Origin of the sequence: Arthrobacter sp. PAMC 25486, assembly GCF_000785535.1 — a bacterium.
In the GTDB taxonomy this organism is placed as follows: Bacteria; Actinomycetota; Actinomycetes; order Actinomycetales; family Micrococcaceae; genus Specibacter.
On the sequence record NZ_CP007595.1, the window covers coordinates 3730505 to 3743858 of the forward strand.

Genomic DNA, 13354 nt, shown 5'->3' on the forward strand with positions numbered 1-13354 from the left:
CCACCGGCCATCGACATGGCCCTCGGGGACGCGTCCGGCCACGAGAATGCCAGCTAGGTACCAACAAGAAAACACGAAAGCACTGGAGATTACAAGGGTTAGTGGGGCCCCGCTGATAGCGGCGCGTGCCGCGGAAATCACGATGAGGGAAACGGTGAGTAGATGGAGTCCGAGCTGCATCGAGCGAATGGTGGCGCTCGTAGTGCGCGGCTCGCGCCGCACACTACGCCCACCGGAACTACTGGGTGAGGGCTTCCTGATCAGAGTAGGTACCACGGGTTGGCCCTCCTTCGGGGCACTCTTCAGAGCTGTCACCACTGTTGTCCGGGAGCCGAGGCGCTGGCCGGGGCCACCAGATACGGTCACCGACCAGGCTGAAGATAGCAGGAACAATGATGGTGCGCACCAGCAAGGTGTCCACCAATACTCCCAGCCCAACGATCAGGCCAAGTTGGCCGAGGGTGACGAGCGGGAGCATCCCCAACGCGGCGAAAACGGCGGCCAGTACGATCCCGGCGCTGGTGATTACCCCTCCGGTGCTGGCGACGGCGCGCACCATGCCTTGCTTGGTGCCATGGGTGGCCGCCTCGCTCCTGGCCCGATGGACCAGAAAGATCGTGTAATCAATGCCGAGGGCAACAAGGAACAGGAACGCCAGCAGCGGCACCTGCAAATCCAGGGCGTCCTGGCCAAAGAGGACACGACTCAGCCAGGAGCCCGCCCCGATCGCGGCGATGGCGCTGACCATGTTGACCAACAGCAGCAGCACTGGAGCCACAACCGAGCGTAGCAGCACCAACAGCACAATGAAGCTCACCGCCAGTACCAGCGGGGCGATCAACAGCAAGTCCTTTTGGTTTCCTGCCCGGGCATCGACATCTTCGGCCACAGCCCCGCCTACCATGGCGTCTGCGCCGTCAACCCCATGGACAGAATCCCGCAAATTATCAACAAGTGCCAAACTCTCGGGCGTGCCGGGTCCGGGTTCACCGGTGACCAGCAACTTACTCAGCTCACCGTTATCGGATGTACCCAGTAGCGTCACCCGTACTACCCCAGGGATGTCCGCGGCAGCTCGTACCTGGTCAATTGCGGAGCTATTGGCGAGCACAATCATCGGCTGTGATTCACCGGCGGGAAAATGCTCAGAGAGCGTTTCTAGTCCGGAAGCCGATTCGGAAGCGACCCGAAATTTCTCGGTCTGCGTCAGGCCCACGGAAGTGCCGAACAGCCCCGTGGCCATGATGGCCAGCAACGCTCCGCCGGCGATGATCGCCACCACTGGGCGGCGCACAACGCGGGTGGCAATCGCACCCCATACTTGCTTGCGGTTCGCGCTCAGACCGGGGCGTGGAACGAAGGGCCAAAAGACGTTCCGGCCACACACCGCCAACAATGGCGGAAGCGCACCCAGCACGGCGACCAGGGCTATCACCAGACCGATCGCAGAGGAAATACCCAAACCACGGGTGCCGGGAATGACAGCAAAGACTAGCGTCGCCAACGAAAGTACTACGGTCACGTTCGAGGCAAGAACTGCAGGAGCGGTGCCACGCCAAGCGTTCGTTAGGGCGAGCCGGTGATCGTCGGTCTTCAGCAATTCTTCCCTGTAGCGAGAGATGAGTAGCAATGCGTAATTTGTTCCAGCGCCGAATACCAAAACGCTAATAATGCCTGCATCGAACTCCAGGCCCAAAGCGGTGCCGACTTCGTCGGTGACCAGGCCAGCTAGGCGGTCTGCCAGGGCCACAATGATCAGAGGAATCAGCCACAGGATTGGGGAGCGGTAGGTGATGATCAGCAGCAAGGCGACGATGCCGATCGTGACCAGCAGCAAAGTAAAGTCTGCCCCCTCAAACGACGCCGCGATGTCGGCTCCGAAGGCGGATCCGCCGGTCACCTGTAGGGTCATGCCCTCCACGGGATTGCTAGCAAGCTCTGCCCGAAGGTCCTTGACTGTTTGTGCAGTGGCGGTGTTGTCTGAGCCCAAGGTAATGGCGGTCTGGATGACGGCGGCTTGCCCGTCCTCGCTGGTGAACGGCTTCATGGCCTCATGGCCGGTGGCGGCGTCGATGCCTGGAGTCAGCCCGGTAAGGGCTGCCATGTTAGCTTCGGTCAGTGCACCGCCGTCGTCACGGGTGGCCACTATTAGCACTGAGCCTTCGTCGCTGCCGGGGAACTGATCCGTGAGCGCCTTGACTTGGGCTGATTCAGATGTGCTCGGCGAAATGGAATTTCCCGAAGGGGTCTGCGCGGAGCTGAGCAGGCCGAATAGGGCCACGATGGCCAACAGGACGACAGCGAGGGAAATCCAAGCACCCCGTCGGGAAGTAAGACGCTCAGGGAGGGAGAGGCGGTGCCGTGAATTAGACATGAATTCATTGCATCATTTGCCGTCAGCGCGCCACATCGCCTAACTGGTTGACCCTGAACTCAATCCTTCGGTTGATGCAAAAGCCTAGCGTCTCTGGATTCGTACCGTCGTTTCACTTATCGGTCATCGGGTTTGAAGACCAACCTTAGAGCACACATGCCGAGCACAAATCCACCAAAGGGCAGAGCGAAACCGAAAACAGCGTAGAGATGAATCTCGCCGGTCAACAAGGGCCCCTCGTTATTGTCGATGAGCATGATGGCTCCCACCGCTGCCGCCCCGGCCAATATAGCAACGATGAGCTGTTGGAAGAACCCCGTGAGGTAGCGGCGGACTGCCGGGCGCGCCAGCAGGCGCACATTCATCGAGAACCGCCCGTGTTCTAAGTCCTCACTGGTTTTCTTGATCCGGCGCGGCACCCGAGCAAGCATTGGCAGCAGGGCCATCATGCGTTGCTCGAACTGGTCCTTGAGACGTCCGACGCTGATTTTATCTGAGACAAGACGGCTACGCTCTGCGCGGGCCGCGGTCACCAAGTCCATGCCGGGGTCAATGATTAGCAAGATGCCTTCGACGGCGGCCAGCGCCCGGAAGGCTGCCCCAATCTGAGAAGGGACCGAAAACTTGCGCGCCAACACGAGCGCGCACAGCTCTGTGAACATTTTCTGACTCCCACCGGCTCGGAATCCGGTCCGGAAGCGGGTGAGTAGCTGTCCGAAGGAGCGTTCCACAGCGCGAACGTCTAGGTCCTCTGGACGGTCAAGGAGTTCAATAAGTGCATCGGTCGCCCCGGCGGCGGCGTTCTTGTCAGTGGCGTACAGCATCATGTCCAGAGCCGACTGGGTTTATAGGCAGCTCAGTACTGAGGTGTGTCAAGAATCTGAGACAGTTGGTTAGTTTCTTTTGGGTTAGGCAGCAGCGAGTTGTAGCTGGTTTGGGGTGTTGAAGTTGGCCATGGCTGTTGCTGGTGGCAGGCCGTTGTTGTGGGTGTGTGGTCTCCACCGGTTGTAGAAGGCCTCGATATAGCGCATGGTGGCCCGTCTGGCGTCCTGGCGGGTGTCGAAGCTGTAGTGGTGGTAGAACTCGTTCTTAAGGGAGGAGAACGCTGATTCAGCCACGGCATTGTCCCAGCACACGCCTTTGGCTCCCATGGACTGGCGGATGTTATTTCCGGTGCACCATGTGCCCATTTCACTGGAGGTGTATTGCGTTCCATGGTCGGAATGAAAAATTGCTCTGGCTTGCAGATGGCCATTGTCTCTGGCCATTTCCAGTGCCTTGACGCACAGTGAAGCGCGCATGTGGTCCGCCATGGCCCAGCCAACGATCATGCGGGTGCACAGGTCGATGACGGTGGCCAGATACAGCCAGCCCTCACCGGTGCGCAGATACGTGATGTCTCCGACGAGGCGGATGCCAGGGGTATCTGCGGTGAAGTCACGGCCGATGAGATCCTTGAACACTGCGTCCGGATCGCAGGGGATGGTGGTGCGTTTGAAGGCGCGCATCCGCCTGGCCTGCCACCCGTTTTCAGCCATGATCGTGGCCACGGTTCCCACGGAGACCTCGACTCCGTCAGCCGCTAGTTTCGTGTGAACCATGCGGTGGCCAAAGATCCCATCGGAGGAATCGAACATAGTCTTCACTTGATCGGTCAGCTCCCGGTGGCGGATGGTTGTGGGCGTATCGGTGGCATCTCGCCAGCGGTAGTACGAGGACCTGGGCACATCCAGTTGCCGGCACATCCACGCGACTTTCTCTCCAGCGTTCTCCTGCTGCTGAACAAAGCGGTAGGTGTCATCTACCGTTGCTCTTTGGCGAAGAACGCGGAAACTTTTTTTAGGAATTCATTTTCCCGCTCCACTTCACGCAGCCGGGCCTCCATGGCCTTGTATTTAGCGGGATCTACCGGGTCATCATGCTTCCGGCGGCCCCCTTCTTGACTGTCACGGGAGAGCTTGACCCAGCGTTTGAGAGCGGTCAGGGAGATGCCGAGTTCAGCCGCCACCAGCGCTAGCGGGCGGCCAGAAGAATCTGCTAACGCAACAGCGTCGGCCTTGAACTCATCAGGATAGGTTGGTCGAGAAGACATGGGAACAATCCTTTCAGGAACTGTCTCACATCATTAGAGCACCTCAGTACATCAGATTTCAGCCATGCGCGCGGTCTAAGAGCCGCGATGCTTGGACCGAAACTTGATAAATTCTCGAACGAATTCTTCGGTACGTTGGGAAGATCAACGGTTTGATAAGAACTTCTCATGATTCTGAGCCCTATAAGAAATGGACGTGCATTCTTAAGCCTGTGGTGGTTGCATATATGTTCCGGTGTCGTTGCGACCACGGGAAAGCGGGTGGATTTGGCCAAACCCAGTAACGCCCCTGGTATAGGCGGAGTAGCTTGCGCGTTCATGTTGAGCAAACCAATCGCTCAGGGCGCCCGTAAGCTCATTCCTGACACCTCTGGCTGATGGGAGGTCGTATCGATTTTCTTGCTCGCTGGGATCGGTCTGTCGGTCGTAGAGCTCGCAGGGGCCCTCGGCTCTTATGACGAGTTTCCATTGCCCATCTGTGATCATGCGACCTTGTCCATACTCCGCCAAAACTGTCACGGTCTCTGCGGATTTGTGCGGTACGCCACCACGTAGGAGTTCGGCGAACGATTTGCTGACGGCCCACTCATCATGCGGTGCCTCTACACCGGCGAGTTCGCAAACCGTAGCGTGCCACGACGCGGCGCTTATCAAATCGCCGCTAACGCCTGTTGCTCCTCCCGGAACTTTTACGAGGGCAGGAACACGCACTGAGTTGTCCCAAAAATTCAAGGGAAAAGTCCCATTGCCCTTCCCCCAGATCCCGTGGTGTCCGCACGAGAAGCCGTTGTCTGAGGTGAACAAAACTACTGTGTTTTCCCAAGTACCTTGCCGTTCCAGCTCTGCACGAATTAATCCGAGACCTTCGTCTACAGCAGTCAGGGATGCGCAGTAGCCGGCTATGTGCGGGGCAGGGTCGGCGAATGCTGCTGCAAAATCGCGTTTACGTGGATTTGTCCAAGGATGTCGTTCCTCCCTCGGAACAGACGGAAAATCCGTGTCAGCGTAATGGTCTAGATACTCCTGTGGGTGATTGTCAATCCATGGGTCGTGAGGCGCCGTGTAGTTCACTTGCAAATAGAAGGGTCGTGAAGCATCTCGTTGCTGGAGAAAAGTTACGGCATTGTCTGTTATTGCGTGGGTTAAGTAACGTTCTTCGATCTCGGGTTCGCCACCCTGCCATATAGGCGCATTGAAGTAGGGTCCGCCGCCATGGCGGTGGGCATACCAACTAGAAAATCCCGGCGCAGCCCGTTGGGAATGCCCTACATGCCATTTACCGCTCATCATGCACTCGTAGCCTGCATTGTCCAGCAGTTCGGGGGTTGTTGGTTGACCTTCCAGGTATCTATCTGGGTAGGCATCCGGGGAGGCCTCCCCGACGAGCCAGTCGTGAATGCCATGAGCTGATGGCATCCGACCTGTGATGAGTGATGCGCGTGCGGGAGAGCAGACAGGTGACGCGCAATAGAACTCATCCAGTTCCAGGCTCTCCTTCAAGAGCGTGTCCAGATGTGGCATCACTAGTTCTGGCATTCGCCAGGGCACTGCCCAGCGACCTTGATCGTCGGTCAGGACCACGAGGAAGTTCAACCGAGGACGGGTATCTTTGCCTATCAATGTCATGCTGATCCTTCGCTCATTCCAAAACCCAATTGGCGACGTCGACTGCGGAAGTTATTGACTGCCTCGACGTACCCAGGCATGTTTATCCTGTTGCTGCTTTCGGTGGGGTCCGCGATCAGGTCAAAAAGTATTTCGCTATTGTCGTCCTCGTAGTACTGATACTTCAGCGCGTCACGCTTGATCATGAGATTTGAACCAGCAAATTGAGAGACTGACTCATTGTCCCAAGAGCTAGATGCGTCAAAGAGCGATGTAAGGGGTCGGCTCTCGAGCCCACCCGGGATTGGGATATCTGCTAGCTCGCACAGTGTCGCAAAAAGATCGCAGAGGTTGACGTTTTCATTGACGCGACCTGTTGGTAAACGACCTGGTGCCCTGATGAACAGCGGCACGCGAACGCTGGCCTCAAAGAACTTTTGTTTCTCCCACACCCCGTGTTCACCCAGCATTTCACCGTGGTCAGACGTGTAGACAATAATCCAGTCGTCCAGGTTCTGTCCTACGTCTTCCAGTGCTGCAATTATTCGACCGAATCTCTCGTCGACATTCTCGATCATCGAATAGTAGGCGGCAGTGGCACTTCGGGCTTCGGACTCGCTGACCTCATGCCCCGGACGCGCACGGAAATTGCCACCGAGGAAAGGATGATCAAAAAATTCTTGGTCGGTAAAGAGCGGCACACGGTCGTAGTAGTACTCAAACAGCTCGCGGCGACTGGTGGCAAATGGATAATGTGGCTCGTTTAGACTGACCTTCAGGAGGAGTGGCACATCAGGTGTGGCCCGACCATAGGCCTCATCTTGAAAGAATCGATCGATAAAGACCAAGGCCCCCTCCACTGCGAGGGCATCATCAAGTCCCCACGTGTTTTCTTTGAGACCAGAATTCTTGATCTCGTCGATCATGGACCATTTGTGGACGCCGGGAGAGACGAATCGTGAGAAATCCCTATCATCCCGATCACCGATGAACGATGAACCCACTTCTTGCTCAGCGCCAATGCGCCGACGCCACCCTTGCATTTGGTCTTGGCCTAAGTGATGTAACTTGCCGCAGGCCACTGTTTGATAGCCGTGTTGGCTGAATGTACGTGCAAAAGTCAGGTAACCCGGCTCTAGATCTTGGCCGAAATGCTCCACTCCAAGCGACCTAGGGAATTTTCCTGCGGCGATCGATTGGCGCGCGGGGATACATATGGGCGAGGGTGTATACGCGTTATCAAACACTGTGGCGGTGCTGGCCAGATCGTCCAATACCGGGGTGCGAACAAGCTGATTTCCGAGAAAGCCAGCGATGTCTGGCCTATGTTCATCGCTCATCAGGAACAAGATGTTCGGAGCTTTGCCTTTAGGGCTCACCGTGGAACCTCCATCATTCTTCAGTGAACGTAGGTAGGACGGTCGTCAGCTGGACGATCGACCGTATGCCAGATACAACACTATGTAAATTTTAGTTAGAATGGCTGGTAATGAACAAAAAGTAACAATACTTAGGGAGATCGACCACATGCTACCAACTGAGAGACATGAGCTCATTCTCAAGGAACTTGCGACGCATGGTTCACTCACCATCGCGGATTTCGCGGAGCGTGTGGGGTTCTCGGGGATGACCGTTCGGCGGGACTTGGATGAACTAGCAGCCAAGGGGATCTTGGAAAGAGTTCATGGTGGCGCGATTCCCCTCCTGGCACCAGACGCCAAGAGTGTCGCCAACCAGTTGTGGACGGCTGGAAACGGCGCAGCAACGATCGGTATGTTAGTTCCGCAATCTGGCTACTATTTTTCGGGCATTATTAGGGGCGCCGAAGCTGCTGCAGCTCAACTTGGTGTGCGGCTGGTACTTGCAGTGTCCAACTACTCGGCCGCGGATGAGTATCGCCAGGTGAAGCGTTTGCTCAATGTCGGAGTGAATGGACTCCTGGTAACTCCCAGTTCGGCGGTTCTGGATGGCCAGGAGATTATGGAACTCCTGTCGAGTGCTGAAGTTCCGGTTGTGATCGTTGAGCGGTCCATTGATGAAGTTCACGAGGAAGGTAACCTCGAGGCCGTACGAAGCGATCACGTCAGGGGGGCCGAGATCGCGGTGAACCATTTGATCTCTCTGGGTCATCAACGTATTGCCTTGTTGATGCATGAGGGCAATCCAACTGCTCCCGCCGTAGCAATGGGCTATCGGAAGGCATTGTCACGAAGCTCCATGCCGGTCAACGAGGCCATGATCATGGGCCTTCCCCAGCTTCACGAAGATCCGGATATACGCCACGAGATGCTCCCTAAGATCGTTGAAAATTGTCTTTCGGGGGGCGCTACGGCCATGATTGTCGTCAATGATGAAGCGGCTATTCAGCTGACGAATGTTGTACTTGAGCGGGGTATCGACGTTCCTGCGGCCATGTCTATCGTCTCTTACGATGACGAAGTCGCTGCGCTGGCCGAAGTGCCATTGACCGCAGTCGCGCCACCAAAGTTTGATGTTGGCGTTCAGGCCGTCAGGACTTGTTTCGCTAGGATGTCTGGGTCATCTAGCTTGACCACAGCAGCTTTTCAGAGGATCAATTTATCTCCGATCCTCACAGTCAGGGAGTCGACTGGGCCCGTGCGTCCGTCAATCTAGACGTACCCAAGTTCCGCCTAGCGATGCTGGAACGGTGCTCTGCTCACACGTCTAAGGCTGCTGGCTTAGCGAGCTTGTGCCTAGCTAAAGGAAAACGAGTCGGCACCAACGACGGCGCGGATCCCGAGCGGAACGTACGCCGTGGTGCAGGAAGCACTGGTGCGGCCACGCCCGGCTACATGTCCAGCAATGTTAAATAATGTTCATTATCTACAACTTGTGTTGACTTGTGAAACTTGTGGATGTGAGACTTGGCTCACTTGCTAGTGATTGGACATTCTTATGACTCTGTTGGTGACTCGAGGCGACAAGACCGTCGCTGTCTCCGAGGGATCCCGAGCGGAACGACCCGATAAACCAAGGCGCGTGGCGTTCGGAGCCAAGTTCCGCCGGGACCGTTCACTGCTCATTATGGTATTGCCTGCTGTGGTGCTGTTGCTTGCGTTTGTTTACCTTCCACTACTCGGCAACATTATCGCGTTTATGGATTACGTACCGTTCATTCCGATTGAGCAGTCGCCCCTGATTGGTTTGGCAAACTTTGAAAAGTTGTTCGCGAATCCGGCGTTTTGGAATGCAGTTTCAAATACATTGCAACTCACAGTCCTTCAGTTGTTACTTTACTTTCCGGTGCCGATCGCACTGGCACTGTATATAAACAGCCTAGCTATTCCAGTTGTGCGGCGATTTTTGCAGTCAGTAATTTACCTTCCTCATTTCCTTTCCTGGGTAATTGTAGTGGCATTCTTCCAGCAAATCTTGGGCGGAAGTGGCGCAATCAGTCAGGTTCTTATCCAGAATGATGCACCTGGACTGGATGTCTTGACGAATCCGGATATATTTAAATTGCTTCTGACGTCCCAGATTATTTGGAAGGATGCTGGATGGGGAACGATCATCTTTATCGCTGCCCTGGCTTCCATTGATGAATCGCTGTACGAGTCTGCGGCCATCGATGGCGCGGGGACATGGCATCGTTTCTGGCATGTGACTCTGCCTGGTATTCGGCCCATCATCGTATTGCTACTCATTCTTCGTCTGGGTGACTCCAGGACTCCGGACACGCTCGGGTGACGGGTTTGCGAGTTCGTTGATTTTTCGGGATTTCCCTTGGTGAAAGCCTGTTAATTTTGCCCACTCTTCGATATAATAGATCCAAGAAACAGTGTCTCTTGGAAGGGTGAAATGATGAGTGTTATGACTGCTCAACCTCCTCTTCCTGTGGCGATGGTTCTGGATGCTGTGCCGCTGGGTCTGGCCGGGGAACTGGTGAGGGACGCCGATGGTGGTGGCACGGTTTTTCTTCACGGCCAAACTTCGTTTTCCTGGGACGCGGGGGACGAAGCCGGCCGCCGCTGGGCAGCGGTGAAACTAGCGGCGATGAAGGCCGCCGGAGTCGGTGAGATCGCCGCCGTCTTTGATGTCACCCCGTCAACGGTGTGGTTATGGAAGCAGTTGCTGGCTGATGGCGGCATCATCGCTTTAGTGCCGGAAAAGAAGGGGCCAAAGAAAGCTTCCCTACTCACCGGCGCTGTCATCACCCGGATCGTGGAACTGCGCAGCACGGGCCTGTCCCAGCAGGCCGTCGGCAACGCGGTAGGCGTCTCTGAGTTCAGCGTCCGCCGGGCCCTGAAAATCGCTGCGGAACAAGCCACTACTGACGCTGCGGACATAGCCGCCGCGGGTAACCCTGAGCCCCTAGAACCAGCACCCGCTGTTGCGCAACAGCGGGAACTACCGATCTTGCCGGCCTCGGCACCCCGCACGGCCGAGCGAGCCGCTGCCAGCATGCTCGAGTGCGCTGCTCCGGTGTTTGCCCCGGCCGCACATATCCGTCACGCCGGGCTGTTTCTGGCGTTCCCCGCCCTGGAAACCACCGGCCTGCTCGCCTGCGCGAAGGAGGTTTACGGGGCGTTGCCGAATGGGTTCTACGGCCTCGAAACCGTCCTGATCGATAGTGTGCTGCGGGCATTGGCTGGGGAAGCCCGTGCAGAGGGCTCCACCCGTTTTGACCCGGAAGAGCTGGGGCGGGTGTTGGGTTTGGATCGGGCACCTGAAGTGAAAACCATCCGCCGTCGGATCGGCCAACTCGCCGAGAGCGGCAAGGCCCAGGAAATGATCGCCGCCTTGGCCAAACACCATCTGGCCGGCACCGGTCCTGGTGGTGAGGACCTGGCAGCGATCCTCTACGTTGACGGGCATGTGCGCGCCTATCAGGGCACGAAAAAGATCGGGCGGCTCTACTCCACGAGGTTGAAGTTCCCGGTCCCGGCGACCGAGGAAACCTGGGTCACCGACGCGAACGGCGCCCCCGTGTTCGTTGTCATGGCCGCACCGGGTGCGTCCCTGGCCGCCGAACTACGCGACCTGCTGCCGGAACTGCGCACAACTGTCGGGGACGACCGCCGGGTGCTGGTTGGTTTTGACCGTGGCGGCTGGTCACCGGCACTGTTCAAACACATGGATGCGGCTGGTTTTGATGTGCTGACCTGGCACAAAGGCACCACCGAAGACATCAAGGAAGACCTCTTCAAAGAGGTCACCCATACCGATGAACACGGCCAGACACGGTCCTGGTCGGTCGCTGACACGCTCGTTGACCTGCCCCTGAACACCACCAAGAAAACTGGGGAAGTGTTCAACATCCGCCAGATCAGCCGCATCGTGGCCACCACCGGTGGCGGCACCCGGCAAATCCATATCCTGACCACAGACAAAGACCTTCCTGCCGGGGAGGTCGTGTATCGGATGGGGAACAGGTGGCGGCAGGAAAACCAGTTCCGCTACGCCCGCATGCACTTCGAGCTCGACTCCCATGACTCCTACCGTTCAAGCGATGACAACGAGGACCGGATGGTGCCGGAACCAGCGAAGGCCCGCGCCTACCAAAAAGTTGTTGCCGCCCGGCGCCACCACGCAGAAGCAGCAGCCGTGGCCGATCTGAACCTGCTGGCCCTGAAAACCCCGGCCCAGGGCACGGATGAAGTCACGGTGACCAGCGCCATGCACAACCACGTCATGGCACCAGTATGGGAAGCAGAAAATGCCTTGGCTGCTGCTGAAAAGATTCATCAGGGAATCCCGGCGAAGATCCGCCTCGGCGACCTGAACCCCGGCCAGCAAGTCCTGGATACCGAGGTGAAGATGATCCACACCGGCATCCGGATGGCCGCCTACAACACCGCGATGACGATCGCCCGGGAGATCCGCACCAACACCGGCTACCGTCGCGCGAACCAGGAAGCCCACGCCCTCATGCGCCAGATGTTCCATCAGAGTGGCGACATCAACACCACCGAGCCCGGATACCTGACCATCACCTTGGACCCGCTACCGACCACAGCGAAAACTGCGGCCGCCGCCGAACTCTGCAACCACCTGACCGCCGCCGAAACCCGCTACCCCGGCAGCAACCTGATCCTCAAATACGCCATCAAAACCAAGACCCCGGCTCTTATCAATTAAATCGTGATGTCAGGAGTCCTGGACTCGTTGACGGTGGGATTCGAACAAGTTCTTCTGCAGCGCGACGGTGTAGGCCCGGCCGCAGCAGAAGTGCTGGATACGTTCGTCTATTTTCATGGAGTCGTTGACGGTGACTGGGGTGTTGGCGCAGCAGCTGGCCTGGTAAAGGGCGTCGTGGGTTTGGTCCTCATATTGATGGCTAATAAAGCGGCCCATCTACTAGGAGAACAAGGAATCTATTCGAAATGATGCAGCAAACACTTTCAAAAAAACTTCGGATTGCATCCGAGGCGCGTCCTGCGTGGGCGGGCCGGCCTACGATTTGGGGATCGACGCTTCGCGGAGTTGCCTTCTTAATACTGTGCGTATTGGTTCTATTTCCCTTCCTCGTTGTCGTTTCGACCTCAATTGCAACGCAGGAAGCGCTTGACGCTAACGGTGGATTTGTAATATTTCCAACAGACGTATCATTCCAGGCATATGACCAGATATTCAACGGTGGAGTAGTCACTAGGGCGCTACTTGTTAGCGCAGGCGTGACACTAACCGGAACAGCGATCAGTTTGCTGACGACCGTATTGGCTGCATACGGACTGAGCAGGACGGGATCACTCTTTCAGAAACCTCTCCTAACCATCGTTTTGCTCACCTTTCTGTTTGCGCCCGGAATTATCCCCTTGTACCTAATGGTCAAGCAACTTGGTCTGCTGAACAATTACTGGGCCTTGATTTTGCCCGTTGCGGTTAATGCTTTCAACTTGGTCATAGTTCGTGGATTCTTCATGAATATTCCAAAAGAGCTTTTGGAGGCAGCCCGAATCGACGGTGCAAGTGAGTGGCGTACCCTATTTCAGATCGTTATGCCACTGTCAAAGGGTGTGATAGCAGTAATTGGATTGTTTTATGCAGTAAGTTATTGGAACGCATTTTTCTCCTCAATGCTCTATCTGAACGACTCCACCATGTGGCCGTTACAACTAGTTCTCCGAACGTACGTTTTGCAAGCAACACCGCTAGTGTCCGACACCATGATGGCGCTGCCACCAATGCAGTCAGTGCAAATGGCGGTTGTTGTTATCGCAGTTGTCCCAATTGTTGCCGTGTATCCGTTCCTTCAGCGTCACCTAAGTAAGGGTGTTTTGACGGGTGCGGTAAAGGGTTAAGTAAGTATTTCTCGAAAGGAA

The 13354-nt window shown here is 56.6% G+C and carries 11 protein-coding genes; 5 read left to right on the plus strand and 6 right to left on the minus strand.

What is annotated here, in order from left to right; genetic code table 11:
• Positions 1 to 238 precede the first annotated feature (238 nt).
• The 6 genes from art_RS16970 to art_RS16990 all read right to left on the minus strand — a co-directional run bounded on the left by art_RS16970 (position 239) and on the right by art_RS16990 (position 7450).
• Positions 239 to 2374, minus strand: coding sequence for an MMPL family transporter (locus art_RS16970; RefSeq protein WP_038466749.1), 2136 nt, complete (start codon positions 2372 to 2374; stop codon positions 239 to 241).
• Positions 2375 to 2490: 116 nt separating this feature from the next.
• Positions 2491 to 3201 carry a hypothetical protein gene (locus art_RS16975; protein ID WP_216699557.1) on the minus strand — a complete coding sequence of 237 codons (711 nt, stop codon included), beginning with the start codon at positions 3199 to 3201 and terminating at the stop codon, positions 2491 to 2493.
• An 81-nt stretch (positions 3202 to 3282) separates the two neighbouring features.
• Positions 3283 to 4221: an IS3 family transposase gene (locus art_RS16980; protein ID WP_157875448.1), complete on the minus strand. Its 939-nt coding sequence runs from the start codon at positions 4219 to 4221 to the stop codon at positions 3283 to 3285.
• Positions 4176 to 4466, minus strand: coding sequence for a transposase (locus art_RS16985; RefSeq protein WP_038466754.1), 291 nt, complete (start codon positions 4464 to 4466; stop codon positions 4176 to 4178). Before art_RS16985 ends, art_RS16980 begins: the two co-directional genes overlap by 46 nt.
• A 204-nt stretch (positions 4467 to 4670) precedes the next feature.
• Positions 4671 to 6092 carry a sulfatase-like hydrolase/transferase gene (locus tag art_RS21830; RefSeq protein WP_082000381.1) on the minus strand — a complete coding sequence of 474 codons (1422 nt, stop codon included), beginning with the start codon at positions 6090 to 6092 and terminating at the stop codon, positions 4671 to 4673.
• Positions 6089 to 7450: a sulfatase-like hydrolase/transferase gene (locus art_RS16990; RefSeq protein ID WP_038466757.1), complete on the minus strand. Its 1362-nt coding sequence runs from the start codon at positions 7448 to 7450 to the stop codon at positions 6089 to 6091. The genes art_RS21830 and art_RS16990 overlap by 4 nt, the downstream gene beginning before the upstream one ends.
• Positions 7451 to 7550: 100 nt before the next feature.
• On the opposite strand from art_RS16990, the gene art_RS16995 reads away from it, so the two are divergent.
• From art_RS16995 to art_RS17015, 5 genes are all read left to right on the plus strand, one after another.
• A complete protein-coding gene (locus art_RS16995) occupies positions 7551 to 8705 on the plus strand; it encodes a substrate-binding domain-containing protein (protein WP_253901397.1) in 1155 nt (384 codons plus the stop codon).
• Positions 8706 to 9071: 366 nt separating this feature from the next.
• Positions 9072 to 9779: an ABC transporter permease subunit gene (locus art_RS17000; protein ID WP_216699558.1), complete on the plus strand. Its 708-nt coding sequence runs from the start codon at positions 9072 to 9074 to the stop codon at positions 9777 to 9779.
• Positions 9780 to 9902: 123 nt separating this feature from the next.
• Complete coding sequence (locus art_RS17005; protein ID WP_157875223.1) at positions 9903 to 12170, plus strand: putative transposase; 2268 nt, start codon at positions 9903 to 9905, stop codon at positions 12168 to 12170.
• A 33-nt stretch (positions 12171 to 12203) separates the two neighbouring features.
• A complete protein-coding gene (locus art_RS22555) occupies positions 12204 to 12419 on the plus strand; it encodes a hypothetical protein (protein ID WP_216699559.1) in 216 nt (71 codons plus the stop codon).
• Positions 12416 to 13333 carry a carbohydrate ABC transporter permease gene (locus tag art_RS17015; RefSeq protein ID WP_253901398.1) on the plus strand — a complete coding sequence of 306 codons (918 nt, stop codon included), beginning with the start codon at positions 12416 to 12418 and terminating at the stop codon, positions 13331 to 13333. Before art_RS22555 ends, art_RS17015 begins: the two co-directional genes overlap by 4 nt.
• Positions 13334 to 13354: the final 21 nt, after the last annotated feature.